Origin of the sequence: Sphingopyxis flava, assembly GCF_900168005.1 — a bacterium.
GTDB classification, from domain to species: Bacteria; Pseudomonadota; Alphaproteobacteria; order Sphingomonadales; family Sphingomonadaceae; genus Sphingopyxis; species Sphingopyxis flava.
This window is the reverse complement of the sequence record NZ_FUYP01000041.1, coordinates 1-19,090: the sequence shown is the minus strand read 5'-3', so window position 1 is coordinate 19,090 and position 19,090 is coordinate 1. Positions and strand designations below refer to the sequence as shown.

Annotated in this window: 16 protein-coding genes; 9 read left to right on the top strand and 7 right to left on the bottom strand. The window is 60.4% G+C overall.

The window, feature by feature from the left end; all coding sequences use genetic code 11:
• Positions 1–164: 164 nt before the first annotated feature.
• Positions 165–1,736 carry an AMP-binding protein gene (locus B5X69_RS18695; protein ID WP_079640070.1) on the bottom strand — a complete coding sequence of 524 codons (1,572 nt, stop codon included), beginning with the start codon at positions 1,734–1,736 and terminating at the stop codon, positions 165–167.
• Between the two features lie 182 nt (positions 1,737–1,918).
• Between B5X69_RS18695 and B5X69_RS18690 the strand changes: the two genes are divergently transcribed.
• Positions 1,919–2,329, top strand: a complete 411-nt coding sequence (locus tag B5X69_RS18690; RefSeq protein WP_079640069.1) for a DUF6841 family protein — start codon at positions 1,919–1,921, stop codon at positions 2,327–2,329.
• A 65-nt stretch (positions 2,330–2,394) separates the two neighbouring features.
• On the opposite strand, the gene B5X69_RS18685 is transcribed toward B5X69_RS18690, so the two are convergent.
• Genes B5X69_RS18685 through B5X69_RS18675 form a run of 3 tightly spaced genes read right to left on the bottom strand, consistent with a single transcriptional unit; the run spans position 2,395 to position 5,143 of the window.
• Entirely contained in the window at positions 2,395–3,660 is a 1,266-nt protein-coding gene (locus tag B5X69_RS18685; RefSeq protein WP_139375874.1) for a cytochrome P450, read from the bottom strand.
• Complete coding sequence (locus tag B5X69_RS18680) at positions 3,657–3,953, bottom strand: DUF1330 domain-containing protein (RefSeq protein ID WP_079640067.1); 297 nt, start codon at positions 3,951–3,953, stop codon at positions 3,657–3,659. The genes B5X69_RS18685 and B5X69_RS18680 overlap by 4 nt, the downstream gene beginning before the upstream one ends.
• Before the next feature lie 38 nt (positions 3,954–3,991).
• Positions 3,992–5,143 (bottom strand): epoxide hydrolase family protein, encoded by a 1,152-nt coding sequence (locus tag B5X69_RS18675; protein WP_079640066.1) that lies wholly within the window; start codon positions 5,141–5,143, stop codon positions 3,992–3,994.
• Positions 5,144–5,163: 20 nt separating this feature from the next.
• Between B5X69_RS18675 and B5X69_RS18670 the strand changes: the two genes are divergently transcribed.
• A complete protein-coding gene (locus B5X69_RS18670; protein ID WP_245798798.1) occupies positions 5,164–6,225 on the top strand; it encodes an SDR family NAD(P)-dependent oxidoreductase in 1,062 nt (353 codons plus the stop codon).
• 64 nt (positions 6,226–6,289) lie between these two features.
• On the opposite strand, the gene B5X69_RS18665 is transcribed toward B5X69_RS18670, so the two are convergent.
• Both B5X69_RS18665 and B5X69_RS18660 read right to left on the bottom strand, forming a co-directional pair.
• A complete protein-coding gene (locus tag B5X69_RS18665; protein WP_079640064.1) occupies positions 6,290–7,198 on the bottom strand; it encodes a crotonase/enoyl-CoA hydratase family protein in 909 nt (302 codons plus the stop codon).
• 111 nt (positions 7,199–7,309) lie between these two features.
• The gene (locus B5X69_RS18660) at positions 7,310–8,830 is read right to left on the bottom strand and encodes an AMP-binding protein (protein ID WP_079640063.1); all 1,521 of its coding nucleotides are present in this window, start codon (positions 8,828–8,830) and stop codon (positions 7,310–7,312) included.
• Between the two features lie 491 nt (positions 8,831–9,321).
• On the opposite strand from B5X69_RS18660, the gene B5X69_RS18655 reads away from it, so the two are divergent.
• The 7 genes from B5X69_RS18655 (at position 9,322) to B5X69_RS18625 (ending at position 18,490) form a co-directional block, all read left to right on the top strand.
• Positions 9,322–10,089: an NAD(P)H-dependent oxidoreductase gene (locus tag B5X69_RS18655; RefSeq protein ID WP_079640062.1), complete on the top strand. Its 768-nt coding sequence runs from the start codon at positions 9,322–9,324 to the stop codon at positions 10,087–10,089.
• 270 nt (positions 10,090–10,359) lie between these two features.
• A complete protein-coding gene (locus B5X69_RS18650; RefSeq protein WP_176141683.1) occupies positions 10,360–11,124 on the top strand; it encodes an SDR family NAD(P)-dependent oxidoreductase in 765 nt (254 codons plus the stop codon).
• Between the two features lie 55 nt (positions 11,125–11,179).
• On the top strand, positions 11,180–12,397 hold the full coding sequence (locus tag B5X69_RS18645; RefSeq protein WP_079640060.1) for an acyl-CoA dehydrogenase family protein: 1,218 nt from the start codon (positions 11,180–11,182) through the stop codon (positions 12,395–12,397).
• A 99-nt stretch (positions 12,398–12,496) separates the two neighbouring features.
• Positions 12,497–14,032, top strand: coding sequence for a class I adenylate-forming enzyme family protein (locus B5X69_RS18640; protein ID WP_079640059.1), 1,536 nt, complete (start codon positions 12,497–12,499; stop codon positions 14,030–14,032).
• A 66-nt stretch (positions 14,033–14,098) separates the two neighbouring features.
• Positions 14,099–14,488 (top strand): VOC family protein, encoded by a 390-nt coding sequence (locus tag B5X69_RS18635; RefSeq protein ID WP_079640058.1) that lies wholly within the window; start codon positions 14,099–14,101, stop codon positions 14,486–14,488.
• A gap of 33 nt (positions 14,489–14,521) precedes the next feature.
• A complete protein-coding gene (locus B5X69_RS18630; protein ID WP_342745809.1) occupies positions 14,522–16,654 on the top strand; it encodes an oxidoreductase in 2,133 nt (710 codons plus the stop codon).
• 114 nt (positions 16,655–16,768) lie between these two features.
• Complete coding sequence (locus B5X69_RS18625) at positions 16,769–18,490, top strand: FAD-binding protein (RefSeq protein WP_079640056.1); 1,722 nt, start codon at positions 16,769–16,771, stop codon at positions 18,488–18,490.
• Between the two features lie 33 nt (positions 18,491–18,523).
• Here B5X69_RS18625 and B5X69_RS18620 read toward each other — a convergent pair whose 3' ends face one another.
• Positions 18,524–18,985, bottom strand: a complete 462-nt coding sequence (locus B5X69_RS18620; protein ID WP_079640055.1) for a nuclear transport factor 2 family protein — start codon at positions 18,983–18,985, stop codon at positions 18,524–18,526.
• Positions 18,986–19,090 lie beyond the last annotated feature (105 nt).

Here is a 19,090-nt window from a genome sequence, read left to right as displayed (position 1 = left end):
TCGATCCCACGCGATGAAATAGACGCAGCGGAGGCACTCGGCCTGCTCAAACGCCCGCTGCCGCCAACGATTGATCTTCCCCAAGAACAACATCGTCACGAATAAGAGCGGTTAGGCAGACGCACAAAACGGCAGCGCTTTCGCTCCGCGGCCGGACGCGTTCATCAGACCATGTCCCGCAATTCAGTTTTCATCACCTTACCAGTCGCATTGAGCGGCAAGGCATCAAGAAATCTGACCGAGCGCGGCACCTTGTAATTGGCCATCTCGTTGCGGCACCACGAAATGACATCTTCTTCAGTTATATCAGAACCCGGCTGTCGAACGATAAACGCGCGCCCCACCTGCCCCAGCCGTTCATCATCGATGCCGATAACTGCAACTGCAGCAATGCCGGGCATTGTGCGCATTACATGCTCTATTTCAGCCGGATAACAGTTAAAACCACCAACCAGATACATATCCTTGATGCGGTCTGTCAGGCGAAGATTGCCATTTTCGTCGATCCAGCCAGCATCGCCGGTGAGCAAATAGCCGTCAGCCGTGAAGGCGGCGGCAGTAGCTTCGGGATTGTCGAGATATCCGGGGGTGATCTGCGGCCCCTTTGCAGCCACTTCGCCCACTTCGCCCTGCGGCAGTTCCACGTGGTCCGGGCCGAGGATCTTGAGGTCGATATTGCTAAGCGGGCTGCCGACCGTACGCGCAACCACTTCGGGCGGATCTTCGATGCGGGTGCAAGTTAGCGACCCGGCCGCCTCGGTTAAGCCATAACCTGTCCTCACCACCGTCCCCGAGCCAAGGTAGGCGCGCATGTCCTCGACCAATTTGACCGGAATGACAGTGCCGCCGGTCGATATGCAGCGCAGGCTGGACAGGTCGGTTTTCACGCGATCGGGATGGTCGAGCAGTCCTTGCCCTACCGGCGGAGCAACAGGAAGGACGGTAACGCCTTCGCTTTCGATCAAGGCAAGCAACTTGCCCGGCTCGAAAGTGCTGACCGGAATAATCCGGACGCCATAGAGAACCGAAACCTGCCACCCGGCACGGTAGCCCGCATTGTGCGCAAAAGGGAAAGTAACGGCAAAAACATCATCGGGTGTGAACTCGTCGACGTCCTTCGCCTGCACATCGCAGGCTGCGAGGCTCTTGCGGTGCGTCATCAGCACGCCCTTCGGCTTGCCGGTCGTGCCCGAAGTGAAGATGATGTCTGAAAGATCGTCGCCCGATCCCGCAGCGATCCGCGCATCCAGCTCTTCGTCGCACGCCCGCGGTGCTGAGGAACGCAGTTGGTCGAAGGTCATCGATTTGCCCTGAAGGGCATTACCCGTCGCTCCGAACACTATAACACGTTCGACAGTCTCAAGCTCTTGCTCGTGCAGAGCATCGAGATAGCTGAAATCGCCGAAGCCGGGATCGCAGAAGATCAGACGGGCCTTCGCATCGTTCAGAATGCCAGCCGCCTCCCTGCCGCGCAGGCGGGTGCCGATCGGAATCAACACGCCACCCGCCGCCTGAATCCCCAGCGCGGCAATAACCCACTCGGTGCTGTTGACTGCCCAGATAGCAATACGATCGCCCCGTTCGATGCCCAGCGCCATCAAGGCCGCCGCCACTTCGCGGCTGGCGGATTCGAGCTCACTGTAAGTCAGTGTTGCGCCATCCTCGGTAATGGCACCGCGCGCTGCATGGAGCGCGGCAGACTGCTGGAAGCGGTGGTATAATGAGAGGTTGTTCATGGTTGGGCTGCAGCTGTCTCTAAGCAAGGGTTGTTGGTGCAATAGCCTGTCGGCGGGACTTTGACGCCCCGTAAGTGCGGGAAATCCGCATTGTGATTTTGGCTATGGACGGCACTTACAGCTTGTGACCTTGCGAGCCGGGGTGCTGAAAGGGTTCCAGCAGATCCACAAGGAAACGGAACATGACCGAACAAGGACCCAGCGCCACCCTCCACGCACTGATGCATCGCTATATCGACCTGTTCAATGCCAGCGACTTCGAGACCGCGCTCAGCGAATGCTACCTCCTGCCCTTCTCGTGGCTGGTCGGCCCAAACATCAGCACGGCTTTGTCGCCAGCAGATTTCGTTGCGCATTTGTCGACGATGCGGGCAGGCCTTGCCGACGATGGCCTTGAACGGAGCGAATTGCTTGGCTGCACGGTACGAATGATGGGCCCCAATGTCGCGCTCGTCGGGGTTGAAGTGGCCCGGCACTATGCGGACGGACGAGAGGCTGAGGTTTCCGGAGGCACCTATGTCGCCCATGGCAATGGCGAGAACTGGCGCCTCGCATTGCTGATCGCGCACCCGATCGAAGATATCGTCACCTGAACTGTCACCGGCAATGCACAGCGCTGCCTCTTCCGGGCGCAGGCGGGCACTGTCCGGTGGCCGGGTCACGCCTCCCATTGTAGCGGCAGCGAAAGGACCCCGGTGACATTGCCCGATGCGGAAACCATCGGCTTGTCCGGCACCAGCGAATAGTCCGGAATTCGCTTCAACCATTCCTCCAGATAGAGAATGATCTCGCTGCGCGCTAGCGCCGCGCCCGGGCACCGGTGCGGTCCGCTGCCGAAGGTCTGGAAATCCTTCGCAGAGGACGGGCGATCAAGGTCGATTTCGAGCGAGTTGGACCAGCGGCTCTCATCCAGCCCGTGCAGCGCCGTCGCAACGAACAGCGTGTCTCCCGCCTTTACCTCGATACCGTCGAACTCGACATCGGCCACCGCCTGGCGCGACGGCCCGGCAACCCCGAAACGCCGGATGATTTCGTCGACCCGTCGCTCGATCAACCTGGGTTCTGCGGACAGCCGCCGACGCAGCGGCACGTTCACGGCCAGATGCGCGGCGATGAAGCCCATCATGGATGCAACCGTATCCAGCCCGCCGATAAGCACCTGAGTGCATTCCCCCACGATCTCTTCGCGCGTCATGGGCCGTCCGAGCACGGAACCGTTGGCAATAGTGCTGATCAGATCGGTTCCCGGATTTTTGGTGCGCTCATCGACATAGCCGGCAACATATTCATACATCTTGCCGAATGCTGCCATGCGTTCGGCTTCATCCGGCATGCGGACCACTTCGGCGAGGCTGGCCAGATAGGGCCGGTCCTCGCTCGGCAGGTCGACCAGGCTCAGGAAGACCTCGATCGGCAGATGCTGCGAGAAATCGGTGACGAAATCGCAGGACCCGTTCGCGCGGAAACCCTCGATCAGGTCGATGGCCAGCCCGCGGGCGCGTTCGATCGCAGCCAGCAGGGGCTTGCCGATCACGTAGGGCATGATGAACGAGCGATAGGCACGGTGCAGTGCGCCGTCGGACATGATCGGGATCAGCGGCAACGCACCTTCCGGATTCGGCGGCACCCACTGGCCGCCGTTGATGAACACTTCGGCGTCGCTGAGCACGCGTTCGATCACATGGGCGCGCATGGGGATCCAGTGGCCGCCATTGCGCGGCGACCAGATCAGCGCGGGGCTTTCATTCTGCAGCTTCTTCCAGCCGATGTGGATATCCGGGTCGATCGCGCCAATGTCGAAAATATCGATATCGCGGACCGCTTCGGCGGGCACGTGGGCCGGAACTTCAGCCAACCTGGTTGCCATTTTTCTCTCTCCCTGAGCTTTCCCCGCCGTCGAATGGCGGAGGGACGGCGTTGTCACATGCCCCTGCCTTCGCAGACGTAGACTTCGGTGCGGGAATGCTTGTTCCGCAGCTCGATGAAGGGGGCATATTCCTCGTCCTCAAGGAAATCGCGCGCCGCCTGCGGAGTCGGAAACTCGAAGATGCCGGTGCCGGTTGGAGTCGGGCGGTCGCCTTCCAGGACTTCGACGTCGTTGCTGACGAAGTTGTACGCCCCGCCGTGCTTGGCGACGAGCTGGGGCACATGTGCCGAATATTCGGCGATCCAGTCCATGTTGTCGGCATAGAGGAAGGTGATCATGCGAGTGGCCATAGCGCTGTGTCCTTTCAATAATGATCCATGCGGGCGGGTCAGCCGACGATTGCGAGCGAGAAGGCCCGCACATCCTCGGCAAACAGTTCCGGTTGCTCCATTGCCGCGAAGTGCCCGCCGCGTGGCATGTCGGTCCAGCGCACGATATTATAGCTCTTCTGCGCTAGGCTGCGCGGCGGAGGCAGGAACACCGGATCGGGAAAGGCTGCGACGCCGGTCGGCACCGTAACCGGTCGCTCCAACGGAAAATTCCCCTTCAGCGTATTGCCCAGATAGAGCCAGGCCGAAGTGGTGATGGCCCCGGTCGCCACGTAGAGCATGATGTTCGTCAGCAAGTGGTCGATGGCATAGACCGCCTCAAGCTGCGGCTGGCCGTCGGGCCTTGGAACATCCGACCATGCGGCGAACTTTTCCAGGATCCAGGCAGCAGTGCCGACCGGGCTGTCGTGCAGGGCAAAACCCAGGGTTTGCGGCTTTGTCCGCTGGAGATGGGAATAGCCTCCGTCGTAATCGCGATAGCGCGCCTGCGCCTTGGCGTATTCGCGCTCGTCATCGGTTTCGTATTTCAGGCCTGCGTGGCCCATGATCACCATGTTGAGATGAAGCCCGGCGCAGGCCTGCGGATAGTCGTGCGCCATCCAGCCTGAAACGGTGCTGCCCCAGTCGCCGCCCTGGGCGATATAGCGATCGTAGCCCAGCACCCCGGTCATCAGGGCATGCATGATCCGCGCGACGTCGCGCGTGCCGATCGGCTTTTGCGGAGCAGCCGAGAAGCCGTAACCTGGCAGCGACGGAATCACGAGATCGAAACCTTGCGCGGAATCGCCCCCGAACCTTTCGGGGAAGGCAAGGCGCGGCGCCGTTTCGAGGAATTCCACGAACGAGCCGGGCCAGCCATGCAGCAACAGGATCGGCGGACGACCTGAGGGGGCACCGCTGCGAATATGGATGAAATGGATCAGACTGCCATCGACGTCGGCCGTGAAATGCGGCCATTCGTTGAGCCTGCGCTCCTCTGCCCGCCAGTCATAGCCGCCAGTCCAGCGGTCGGCAAAGCGGCGGAGAGTATCCTTGGCCATGCCTGCGGACCAGCCGCCAGCGTCGGGGAAATTGCCCCAGTCGTACGACGCAACCCGATCCATGACCCGGTCGATGCGTTCTTCGGGCAAGGCGATGGTAAACGGCTGCACGGATGCCTTCCGATTCTTGTGTGAAACAACCGCACGCGGTCCGGCATTTCCGTATCACAATGAAATTGGTTGGCAGCCCCGCCCCGGATGACATTACATGGCTGATAAGATGCCCCGCATTCGCTTTGGTGGCGTGCCATGCGAAGCAGTGCGTTATCGCACGCAGAATCGAATCCATGTGTTTATGCGGGAGAGGCAAGATGCTCGACGAAAAGGCAAACCTTAAAGGCAAGGTGGCGGCCCTGCTCGGCGGTGGCGGTGGTATCGGTGCCGCATGCACTATTGAACTGGCGAAGAACGGCGTCGATGTCGTGGTGCTCGACAAGGACGGCGAGGCGCTCGAAGCCACCCGCGCCGCAGTCGAGGCTCTCGGTCGCCGCTGTGTAACTTTCAAGGGCGATGTCCTTTCCAAGCAGGACGTCGCTGATTTCTATGCCCTGGCAGGCAAGGAGTTCGACCGGCTGGACATCGTCGTCAACGTCGCGGGCGGGGTCAAGCAGCGCGACTTCCTGACAGCTTCAGAGGAAGAAGACGAAGGCGATATCCGCCGCAACTTCGGCTATGTGATCCAGTCGATCCGCACTGCTGTGCCGCTGATCGAGCGGCATGACCGTGGCGGCAGCATCATCAACTTCACCACGATCGAGGCCTATCGCGGGGCTGCAGGCTTCTCGGTCTATGCCGCGGCCAAGGCGGCCAATGCCAACCTGCGCCGCGCGCTGGCGGTGGAACTGGCCACCCGCAACATCCGCATCAACGAAGTGGCGCCGGACAACACGCCAAGCATGGGCAACGCTACTGCGCTGCGGCCCGAACTGACCGAGAGTTTCGCGGATATTTCGCCCAAAGTTTTTGAAAAGGCCGTTGCGGTGCAAATCCCGCGGGGCGTGCAGGCTTCGCAGGAAGATCTTGCCGACGCCGTCGTCTTCCTCGCCTCCGACCTGTCGCGGTCGATCACCGGGATTCAGATCCATGTCGATGGCGGCACTGCGGCTGCAGGAGGTTTCCTCAATTGGCCGGGCGGCGGCTATTGCCCGGCACCGCTCGGCGAATCGCTGAAATTGCTGTTCCCGGACGACTGACGGGGCAGAAGCATCCTGGCTGCCGCGATCTAGGGCTCGCGGCAGCCGATCGATGCGATTGAGGCTAGCGGTCCGTCCGCAGTTTGATCACGCTGTCGCCGAAGGGACCGTCGCGTCCGGCGAGCGCCTGTTTCAGTCCGCCTTCGCGCATGTCCGTCCAGAACCGCGTGCGCGCAGGCCCTGTGCCGAGGTGGGCCCGCGCATCCATTTCACGAGCGAAGCGCTGGGTCGTCATCATGCCCATCTGCTCCATCGCCATATTCACGATCCGCTTCTGTGCGGCCGAAAGCTCGGTGTCGACCAGCGCGACCCGCCGGACCAGGTCCATCGCGAAATCGTCGATTTCGTCAGCCGGCACGGCATCGAGAACGAGGCCGATCTTGGCCGCATCCCGGCCCAGGATAACATCGCCCGTCAGCAACAGGCGCTTCGCCCACTGCGGCCCGACATGATAGGTCCACATGTGCGAAGGTGGCGACCCATTGGCACGAATGGCGGGAAAACCGATCTTGGCGTCATCAGCCGCAACGATCATATCGCAGCGCAAAGCGAGGTCGGTTCCGCCAGCGAGGCAATTGCCGTGGATCTTCGCGATCACCGGCTTGTGCATCGAGAAGATGAGATCGGGGATCGCTTGGAACCGCTCCATACTCCAGCAATCGTTGTCGAAGCTGCCATAGGCCGGGCGGTAATCGTATTTTTCGGCGTCCTTGTTCTCCGGCTCCCAGTCGCCGTAAGACGAGGTAAGGTCATAGCCGGCACAAAAATCCTTGCCCGCGCCCTGCAGCAGCACCGCGTTGATGTCCTGGCGGTCGTCCGCCTCAAGCAGCGCGTCACGCAGTTCGTAGATCAGCTGATGCGAGATCGCATTGCGCTTTTCCGGGCGGTTCAGCGTGATCTTCGCCACCGCACCATCAACTTCAAACAGCACGCATTCCGGCTTGCGCAACCATTTGCCCGAATATTCCTGCATTTCCGCTCTCCTGAACAATCCATATCGATTTGCCGCCCACGGAGCAGGTTTGCCCCCTGCTAGGCAATCATTGCCTGGCGAAATTACATGCGTGGTATCACGATCAGCTGCTCAACCATTGCCGATGCGCGCTTCCCGCAGGGCTGCGCGGCGAACCTTCCCGGCATCATCGCGCAATCGTTCATGTGTGAACTCGAACGAACGCGGGCGCTTGAACGGAGCGATCTGTTGCAGCTGGGCGGCGAAGAATTCAAAGCCATCGTCCGGCGCAGCCACCCCTTCAGCCAATTCGACGATGGCATGGAGCCGGTTGCCCAGATCCTCGTCGGGCAGGCCAATCACCGCGCAGCATAGCACACCATCGTGGCGTTCGATTGCTGCCTCGATTTCGGCGGGGAAGATATTGACGCCGGCCACCACTACCATGTCAGTCCGCCGGTCGGCGATATAGAGGTATCCGTTATCGTCGACCCAGCCCATATCGCCGAAACTGTCCAATTCACCCCGGATCCGTGTTTCCGAACCAATATAGCGGTATCTGGTGCCTGGCCCCACGCCGCGCCTGCGGAAACAGATTTCGCCAATCGCGCCTGCGGGCAGCTCGCTGCCATCCTCGCTGACAATAACGATCTCGTCGCTCGGAGGCGGCTTGCCAACCGACCCCGGATGGGCGAGCCATTCATCGCCCCTGATCATGGTCGAGCCAATCCGCTCGGTTCCGCCATATACCTCCAAGATCTTTTCAGCCCCGATCCGATCGATCCACCAGCGCTTAATATCTGGCGGGCACATGGCCGCAGCGTGGAACAGGACTTCGATCGAAGAAAGATCGGCGGCGCGCGTCAGCCCTGCGGGCAACTTGGCAATGCGGCTCATCATAGTCGGCACGAGTATCACCGAATGAGGGCGGTGCTGTTCGACGAGCCTTAGCCATTCGGTGGGCTCGAAACGCTCCATGCTGACAACCTTGCTCCCTTCGGCGAGGGGCAGGATGCAATAATTGTAGGGCATGGTGTGATAGAGTGGACCCGCACTGAGCGTCGTAATCATGGCCGGGCGAAAGGTTGACGCCTTGTCCGGGCCCCAGACCGAAGGAATGGGATCGATCGTCAGCTTTGGCCTGCCGGTACTGCCGCCGCTGGCAATGATCTTGCCAGGTTCGGCAATGGCTGGGGGCAAGGGATCGCCAGATATGCCATCAAGAGACAAATCACTGACGTTGAGAGCGTTCGAAGCTTCGAATTGGACCGAACCGTCCCCCACAACACAGCGCGGTTGAACCAGCTGCTCAAGTTCCGCAAGTTCGCCCGGCACAAGGCGATATGAAACCGGGCACGGCATCGCGCCCAGCTTCCAGGCGGCATAGAATGCCTGAATGAATTCGACCCGGTTCGGCATGCAAATCATGACCGTGTCGCCGTTCTTGACGCCGCGTTCGGCCAGCGCGCGGGCGAGCCGGTTGGTTGCCGCATCCAGTTCGGAAAAAGACAATTCCTGCTCGCCGATAACCAGGGCCGTGGCCGAGCCGCGGCAGGCGGCGTGGGCAGAAAGAAGCATGCCCATGGGCGCCCCATCGCGCGGCGTACCGTCAGGATGAAGGTAGTCCGAGACGGCTAATGTTTGCTTGGCCATGGCTAGATTGACGCCCTCAGACAGTAAGTGAATTGATCGCAGTCACTTTGGTGACCGGTTATTGCATCTGGTCATATTGGTCCTCACCTGTCGATACACGAAGGGCGAAAGTCGGCAGGGTCAGGATAGCCAGACTTTTTCGGCTTCGAGAATATCAGGCTAATGGGCCATTCACGCCATTCTTGGGAAGTGGGGGCCAGACGACCCTCCAAGGCATTACATTGCTGATATTGACGAGTCTAAAGACAACCCATGCGTGGCGGGAATCGCTGAGGTCCTCTCACCATCCCCTCCCGAATCTCAAACAACCATATGTTTTATGTGATTTTTCTCAATAACCTCCTGCTTTACGGCCATCTTGTCATAGCCGGGCACGCAGGCTGCGCATGACCGCCGATTGATTGACAATGCAAAGCCGCACTTCCTATTTCGGCCAAGGCGGATGGTTCGGTGCATCTGTTAAGTCCTTCATCCATTGAAAGCCCAACACGATGAAAATCCTGATCGTATCCGCTCACCCGGAGCCGAAATCCCTGACCAACTCGCTACGCGATGTCGCAGCAGAACAATTGCGCTCGGACGGGCATGAAGTGCAGATTTCCGACCTTTATGCGATGCAATGGAAGGCTGCCCATGATGCCGAAGACTTTACCGCCCTCGATACGTCCGGACCGGTGAGCTACCCGTTCGCGTCAATGGCGGCATCCGGTGATCGCGCTTTTTCCAAGGACATCATCGAGGAACAGGACAAGGTGCTGTGGGCAGATGCGGTGATTTTCGCCTTCCCGCTCTGGTGGTTTTCAATGCCGGCAATCATGAAGGGCTGGATCGATCGGGTCTGGACCGCCGGGATCGGCTATCAGACGGGTGGAGAGCGATACGGTGCGGGAAGGATGGCCGGCAAGCGTGCCATGATCATGGTCATGGTCGGGGGCGGGGAATCCTATTTCAGCGCGCGCGGCGTCAACGGCCCGATCGAAGACCTGTTGTTCCCCATCAATCACGGTATGCTGTTCTATCCCGGATTCGACGTTTTGCCCTCGCTCGTCTTTCACAAGACCGATCGGCTGCGACCGGAACAATTCGACGCCTTTGCCGAACAGGTCCGTGACCGGATGCGCAGCTTGTTCACTATCGCGCCCATTCCCTATCGCCGCCAGGCCGAGGACTACACCGAACTCAAGTTCGAGCTGAAGGAGGAAATCGCGGCAACCGCTCCGCCCGGATTCGCCGCGCATATCGACGACAGTCGGACGTAATTTCAGCACACCGTCCCAGTTTATTCCTCGTGATCGCAGAGGCTGCCGCGCGCCGCAACAGGCACTTGCTCACATACGAAAAGTTACGTTCTGGCCCCATATTAATCTAGGATGTGATTGCCGTCCGGGCGCGTTGACATCGCCGCGGCTGAGACCTCTAACACGCAAGCGACGTCGATCCTGCCAATCGCGGGCCGGGTCGCCATCCAACCCTGAAGAGGCGGACAATCATAAATGCAACTATTGGACAGACTGTTTGGCCTTAATGGCATGACCGCACTGATTACCGGGGCTGGCAGCGGGCTCGGCCGGGTAATCGCAGAAGGCTATGCCGAAGTCGGCGCGCGCGTGATCTGCGCCGATCTTTTATCCGAGCGAGTGGCCGAAGTCGTCACCGCCATAAAAGCGTCGGGCGGGCAGGCAGAGCCTTGCGTCCTTGATGTCTGGAACGAGGCCGAAGTCGCAAAGCTCGCTGCTGACATGGGTCAGGAGACACTGGATATCCTGGTCAATTTTGCAGGCGTTGCGACACCACCGATCATGACCCACGAACTGTCGACCCAGGATTGGGAACGCGGTGTTGGCATCAGCCTGACGGGCACATTCTTCATGACCCGCGCCCTTCTGCCCCACATGCGCGAAAACGGAGGATCGATTATCAACGTCGCCTCCATTCTGGGCCTAGGCGGCTATTATCCTGATTTCCCGGCCTCAAGCGCGGATTACGCTGCCTCCAAGGCGGGCGTGATCGGTTTCACCCGCCAGGTTGCGGTCGAATATGCAGCGGAGAAAGTCAGGGCCAATGTCATCGCTCCCGGCTGGCACGGTGGCACCCGGCTCGGCGACGGCCGCCGAAAGGAACGGACCAAGGAAGAGGAAGAACGCTTCTATAGCGAAATGAACCGCCGCATTCCGATGAAGCGCCGCGGCGACGCGAGCGAGATCCTGGGCCTTGCGCTCTACCTCGCATCGCCTGCCTCTGCCTATCTCACCGGACAGGTGATCACGCAGGATGGCGGCTGGACCGCATGCTGATCCCGGTCCTTTGCCCCGCCCCTTAACGTCATTCTTTTGATTGAGGACATCAACCATGATCCACGACAAGACGATAAGCGGTTCCCCCATGGAATTCCCCCTGCTCGCACAAGCGAAGCGTCTTGCCCCGCTCATCGCCAGCAAGGGCGCGGAAAACGACGCGGCCGGCAGGGTCAGTGACGAATCGATCACTGCCCTGCACGAAGCAGGCTTCTTCGGCCTGATGGTGCCGGCATCGGCTGGCGGCGCGGAAGCCAATCCGCTGCAAGCGCTTTCTGTGGTCGAGGAACTTTGCAAGGCGGACATCGCCACCGGTTGGGTGGTCATGGCCGCCAATGTTGCCACCGCGTCCGCCGCTGCATTCCTGTCCGATGCAGGTTTTGACGACATCTTCGGCAATGCCCGCCCGATCATCGCGGGCGCCGGCGCGCCGACCGGCAAGGCCGAGATCGTAGAGGGCGGCTACCGCCTGACCGGCCACTGGACCTACGGCAGCGGCTGTCTCCATTGCGACTATTACCACGCCGGTGCGATCGTGACCGAAGGCGGCAAGCCGAAGCTGGTACCCGGCACCAATGCCCCTGAGGTCAGGACCTTCCTGATCCCGGCCCACGAGGTCGAACAGAAGGGTAACTGGGACGTCCTGGGCCTGCGCGCCACGGGCAGCATCGATTATTCGATCACCGATGTGTTCGTACCGGCCGATCATACGCATCCCCCGACGGAAAACGTCGGCAAGCGCGGCAGCGACACTTACCGGATCGGGGTGGTCGGCTTCAGCGCGCTGGGCCATACGGGCGTTGCGCTGGGCCATGGCCGCCGCGTGCTCGATGAACTGGCCGCGCTCGTCAACGCACCTTCGGGCCGTCCGTCAGCCTTGGCGAACCTGGGCGGCTCCGATTCCTTCAAGGAGGACTTCGCAGCCGCGGAAGGAAAGCTGCGAGCTGCCCGTGCCCTCGCCTACGATGTATGGAGCGACATCACCGAAACGGTCAGCAAGGGCGAAGCAGTGCCACTGCGCCAGTTTACCTGGGCAAGGCTGGCGGTGAGCCATGCCACCACCGCGATGATGGAAAACTCGGTCTTCGCTCATAAGGCGAGCGGCGGCGTTGGCCTGCGCAAGGGCACGCTCGAACGCACGCTGCGCGATACCTTCTCGGCAACCCAGCACCTCGTGGTCGCCAGCAATTCGCTGCGCGATGCCGGAACAGATCTGCTGGGGCTTGCCGAAGGGATGCGCTGGACGCCGAGAGGCCTTATCGCAGGCGATTGATTGAAATGCGCGTGGGGTGCTCGCCCACCGGCGGGCATCTCCAGAAATAGCCAGTCCGCATTCGTCCAGAAGAACCAGAATTTCGGGGTAAGTCCGCAAATGTTGCCAATCCAGATGCTATATCGGGGAACGCGTCTGAATCCAGAGGGCGAGGCGCTCGTCGATGGGTCTGTCCGGATGACCTATCGGGAGCTGTTGGCACGCGTTGAAGCGATCGCGAGCTTTCTTCAAGAACGGCTGCCCGAGCCGCAGGCCCGTATTGGCGTCTGCGGCCATAACAATTGGCAGCATGTCGTGATGATGCTGGGGGTCTTTGCGTCGGGCCATATCTGGGTTCCGCTCAACCCACGCAATTCAAAGGCGGAGCTTGCAGGAATTGTTGACGCGGCGGACCTGGCCCTGATCGCGGCTGACGAGGATTTTTTTCCTCTTTTCGCCGAGACGGATCGCCCCTTGATCCTGATGTCGGGCGATGTGGGGGCAGATATCGATGTTGCCGGTATCTGCGAAACCTACCGCGGACGCCGCCAGGCCGACATCGAGCATCTGGTTGACCACATTGCAGCCATCAAGTTTACCGGCGGGACCACTGGAAACCCGAAAGGCGTCCTCCAACCCTATCGCGCGTTCATGAGCTGCATCGCCAGCATGTTTGCGACGTTCGGGTTCGACCAGGACGAACGCATGCTTGCAGTTGCCCCTCTGACACACGGTGCAGGGACCTTCCTTCTGCCAGTGCTGGGCGTAGGCGGCAGCATAATTGTGCTTGATGGCGCCAAGGCACCGCAGATTTCAGAGGTGATCCTGAGCGAAGGGATCACCGCCAGCTTCATGCCACCGACGCTGATCTACTCGCTGGTCGACCATGCGCTGGCGACAGGAGTGCGATATGATCGATTCAAGCACTTGATCTATGGCGCGGCACCGATGCCGGCCACGCGCATCCGCCAGGCGCAGGAGATTTTCGGGCCGCACATTGCCGCGATCTACGGCCAGACTGAAGCCCCGACGATGATCGCAGCCATTACTGCCCGCGAACTGGCCGAAGGCGTGAACATCGAATCGGTGGGGCGTCCCTGCCCCTTCAACGATGTGCAAATCATGGCGCCAGACCGGACCATCATGCCGCCGGGAGAACTGGGCGAAGTGGTCGTCAGGGGTGATCTTGTCATGCGCGGTTACCTTAATCGTCCCGATCTTACCGAGCAGACGATCGTCGATGGCTGGTTGCATACTGGCGATCTCGGTATGTTCGACGAGCGCGGCTATCTTTACCTGAAGGACCGCTTGCGAGACGTGATCATATCCGGGGGCTTCAACGTCTATCCGGCGGACGTGGAGGCGGTACTCTCGACCCATCCTGACGTCATGAATGTTGCCGTAATCGCCCGCCCTGACGACTATTGGGGGCAACGTGTAGAGGCGGCAGTTGTTCTGTCAGAGGGTTGCTCGACAACCCCCGAAGACCTGGTCCAATTCGCCAAGGCAGAACTTGGGTCAGTCCGCGCCCCCAAAGCAATCCATGCCTTACCCAACATGCCGGTCAATGCCGTGGGCAAGGTTACGCGGCTCAATGTGTTAAGCGCGGTAGAGGCGCTAGAGAAAGGCGAAGGAAGTGCATCTTCGCTGCACTGATCCGCCTCGCACGAGCAGCCAGCGATGCACGCTCGGCTATTGGGCAGAGTATTTAAGGAGGATCTGATGCAACTGATCTATCTCAGGCTTGGCACCAACGACCTTGAAAAAGCGCGGGCGTTCTATGATGCGACCTTCGGCGTGCTGGGGCTGCCGCCATCGACCGGACAGTTCGATCCTCCCTACCTCATGTACAAGATTCCGGGCGGGCCAAACTTTGCCGTGGGCGAAGCGCGCAATGGCGAACCGGCAACCTATGCGAATGGCGGAACGATCATGTTCACCGCGGATAGCGACGATCAGGTCGCCGCTTGGCACGCCGCCGGTCTCGCCAATGGTGGAACCTGCGAAGGCAAGCCCGAACCCAAGCCACGCGCGAACGGTGCATTCGGCGCCTATCTGCGGGACCCGGACGGCAACAAGCTGTGCTGTTACCACGGTGTCAGCTTTGGCTAGGCAGGCGATTTCAGTTGGCTATCGCGGGAGGGCATCCAAATTAGCAACAAGGTCAACCTGACTTCACCCGGCCGGATCGGAACACTGGAACTGCGCAATCGCATGATCCAGACTGCGATGGGTTCCAACCAGGCAGAGCCTGACGGTAACTGCAGTGATGACACCATTGCGTTCTACGAAGCGCGCGCACGCGGCGGTGCAGCGCTTGTGAATATCGGGGCGATCGGCGTCGCCTACCCTCACGGCCTGGTCATGCGCAACCAGGTGGGCATTTCGGAAGACCGCTTCATTCCCGGCCTGCGGCGGATAACGAAATCGGTGCAGGCCCATGGCGCGAAGATTGTCGCACAGCTCCAGCATGGGGGGGCGGGTTCGACCGGGGACATGATCGCGGGCCAACCGCTCTGGGTCCCGTCCAATCCCAAAGCTGCGTCATATGTGTTGCCCGGGCTCTTGTTCGACGACGAGATCGAACAATCTCCATTCGGTCTGATTACGCGCCCTCCTTCTTACCATGTGATGGACAAGGCAGATATCGAACTGGTGGTCAGGCAGTTCACCGAAGGGGCCCGGCGGGCCGTCGAAGCGGGCTTCGACGGGATCGAAATTCACGGCGCCCACGGGTTCCTGATCCGCAGTTTCCTGTCGCCCGCTACCAACACCCGTACCGACGAATATGGCGGATCGGTAGAAAACCGGGCGCGCTTCCTGATCGAAATTATCGAGGCCATACGGGAAGAGATTGGGCGCGATTTTCCGCTGTGGTGCAAATTCAACGTCATAGAGTTCAATATCGAGAATGGGTTCACGGTCGAAGATGCCTGCAAGGTCGCGCAGCTGGCCGAACGGGCCGGATCGGATGCGATCACCTGCAGTTCCTACAGCGGTGCCAGCCGCGGCAAGGGACTGGTCAGTGGATCGGCGCCGATGAACCCGGCGAACTACGTGGCCTATGCCGCCAAGGTTCGTGAAGCCGTAAACATTCCGGTGATCGCCGCAGGCAGGCTGGAGCTCGATGTTGCCAGCGACCTACTTGGCGAAGGCAAGGTCGATTTCATCGGCATGGGGCGGAAATTGCTCGCCGATCCCGAACTGCCCCGAAAGGTCGTGGCAGGCAAAGCTGAAGAAATCCGCCCATGCATTTACTGCTTCCTCTGCCTATCCGAACTGGCGCTCGATCAACCGGTCCGATGCGCTGCCAACGGGTTCACCGGGCGGGAATCACAGATCGACATTCCTGCAGCCAGCGTCCCGCGCAATGTAGTCGTAGTCGGAGGCGGGCCCGGCGGGATGGAAGTGGCGCGCCTGCTTGACCGGATGGGCCATCGCGTCACCCTGCTCGAAGCGTCGGAGCAGCTGGGCGGTACCGCGCGCATCGCTGCTATCGCCTATGAACCGAACGGCCGGCTGGTCGATTGGCTGAAGCGGCAAGTTGAGAACAGTTCGATCGAAGTGTATCTCAACAATCGCGCGACGCTGGAAACGATCATGGCTCTGGATCCGGACTCGGTCATCGTGGCAACCGGTGCAATCCGCCCTCGCCCAGAAATTCCCGGAGCTACTGCGGCACACGTCTTTGACGGAAACGACCTTCGCCAATTGCTGACGGGAGAAACCGGCGACGCAGACAGCAGCGCCAAACTTTCCTTCACCACCCGCGCACTGATGGGAGCGGGGCGCAAGCTTGGTTTAACCAGTTCTCCAGAAATGATTCGGCGCGCCAGCCAGCTATGGATGCCGCTGGGCAAGCGGATCGTCATTATCGGGGGCGACCTAGTTGGGCTGGAACTCGCCGAATTTCTGGTCCACCGCGGTCGATCGGTAACCGTCATGGACGACGCGGCCCGATTTGGCCTAGGCCTGCCACCACTGCGCCGGGGTGCCTTGCTCGATGAGCTGGAGACTCTGGGCGTGACCCTACTCCCAGATGTGCGGAACATCGCAATTGACGAGAAGCAAGTGCGCTGCACCGATGCACCAGGCACCGTCAAAACCTTTGCTGCAGACAATGTGATACTTGCGAAGGGTGCGAGCGAGGACCTTTCGCTTGCGAAATGGCTACGCGACGCGGGGATCGAGACCCATGTCGTGGGCGATTGCAAGGGGGTCGGCTATATCGCCCAGGCCATGAGAGATGCGGCAGACGTCGCCTACTCCATGCGATGACAATGCCGACGGGGGCCATCACGCCACTGATGGAAGCCTTTATTGTGAGGGCGGATATTGCGTCGCGAAGCGACGCGACCTAGCCCGGTTGCAGAACATTTTGGAGAGCCTGCCATGTCGCTGCCAACCCCGGAATCGCTTGTTCTCGAGAACGAATATGACTTCGTGATCGTTGGTAGCGGAGGCGGTTCGATGGTGGCAGCGATCTATGCCAAATTGGCAGGCCTCAATCCGGTGATCCTGGAGAAACGCGACAAGATCGGCGGTTCGACCGGCTTTTCGGGCGGGGTGTGGTGGGTACCCAACAACCACGTGATCAAGCGTTTTGGCGTCGATGACTCGCGCGAACTGGCCGAGCGCTATCTGAACGCGACCGTTGATTTCGCCGGCAAGGGCACATCGCCCGAACGCCGCGACGCTTTTCTGGACGAAGCGCCAGAAATGATTCGCTTCCTCGAAGAACAGGGCATGCAGTTCCACTACCCTGATGGCTGGTCCGACTATTACGACGACCGTGATGGCGGCCAGCCGCGCGGTCGCTCCCTCACGGCCGTTCCCTATGACATGCGTAACCTTGGCCCGTGGGAAGACAAGCTGTCACGCTACATGCCCTTCAACGGCATCCCCTTCAATTCGCTGCCTCTGATCCGGATGTTGATGTTCAAGAAGACATGGTATGCCAAGGCGATCATGGTCAAACTGGCGCTGGCCATCGCCAAGAACAAGATCTTGGGGCGTCACATCGTATCCTTTGGTGGCGCGATCCAGGGCCGAATGCTGGAAATGACGCTCAAGCGCGACATTCCAGTGTTTGGAGGCTTTGCTACCGATCGCCTTGTCGAAGAGAATGGCAAGGTCGTCGCGGTCGAAGGTGAGTTTCAGGCTCAGCGCCGGACGGTGCGCGGCAAGTATGGCGTGCTGATGAATGTCGGCGGGTTCGCCCGCAACGATGCCATGCGTCAGAAGTATCAGCGCCATCCGATCAGCAACAGCTGGACCAACGCCAACCCCGGCGATACCGGGGAAATGATCGAGGAAATGATACGGCTGGGCGCCGACACCGAAAATCTCGACATGGCGGTATGGGTGCCAACCTCGCTCAACCCTGACGGCTCGCTGCCAGCAGGCGCGATCGACAAGGATGGCAATGAGTATCCCTTCATGCATGTCGGCGAGATCGCCATCCCGCACTATATGTGGGTGAACCGGCATGGGAAGCGCTTCGTCAACGAAGCCAATTCCTACGTGGAACTGGGCGAGGCGATGTACCAGAACGATGCCGTCCCCGCCTTCGCGGTGTTCGATGATCGTGCCATGCGCGATTATGCCTACGGTACCTTGATGCCCGGAACCAAGCCCATCAAGAAGTGGCTGGAATCGGGTTTCCTGGTGAAAGCCGATACGATCGAAGAACTGGCGGAGAAGGCGGGCATCGACCCCGCTGGCCTCGCCGCCCAGGTGGAACGGTACAATCGCTATTCGGAAACCGGTATCGACGAGGAATTCCATAAGGGCGAGCGCCAGTATGACCGTTTCCGCGGCGACCCGACCAACAAACCCAATCCCTGTGTCGGCGCGATTTCGAAAGCGCCGTTCTATGCAACCCGCATTTTCCCGGGTGACGTAGGAACGTTTGGCGGGGTCGTGACCGATGAAAAGGCGCGGGTACTGCGCGCCGACGGATCGATCATCGATGGCCTCTACGCGACCGGCAATTGCACCTCGTCCGTGATGGGGCGGTCCTATCCGGGGCCGGGTGCAAGCATTTCGCCCGCCTTCGCCTTCGGCTACATCGCGGCCAAGGATGCCGTGGCAAGGGCGCACAATCGAGCTTGAGCGCCCGCCTGCCCGGCGGACGCTGTGTCACTTCTAGGCAGCAGGCGGAATTCCCGGATCGAACTCGACCCGCAATCGCGTGAGCTTCATCGATTTGATGCACCAGCCGCGCGCAGTCTTTTCATAGGTTTCGATGTAATGGCCCATGCCGTGCATCGCTTGACCCGGAAACTCGCTGTCCGGCCCCCACGACAGCCAGTCTTCCATCGCCCAGATGCCCGTGACGGTTGTCGGCGAGAGAATCTCGATTTCCGGGCAATGCCCGTGATGGACGCTGACGATGTCCGCCGTCAGAGAATTGCGCGCAATGTCGGCGGCGGCGTCTCCTCCGACGACATATCCACCATCGGGCATGTCCTGCGTTATGTCGAAGACGACATCGTCGGCGAAGACCGACCGATAGCCTTCCCAATCCCTGGTATCGACGCAGCGGAAGTATTTGGCCTTCAGTCGCTTGATATCCTCAACCGCGATCAGTCGTTCGACACCGTCCATGCGCCTTCCCCTAGAGCATCGTGCCAGAAATAGGAATCGGGGGATTCCCAAAAGGTCTGAGTTGTGATTCACCGGGTTCGGAGGTGGATCATGGGGAAATCTTAT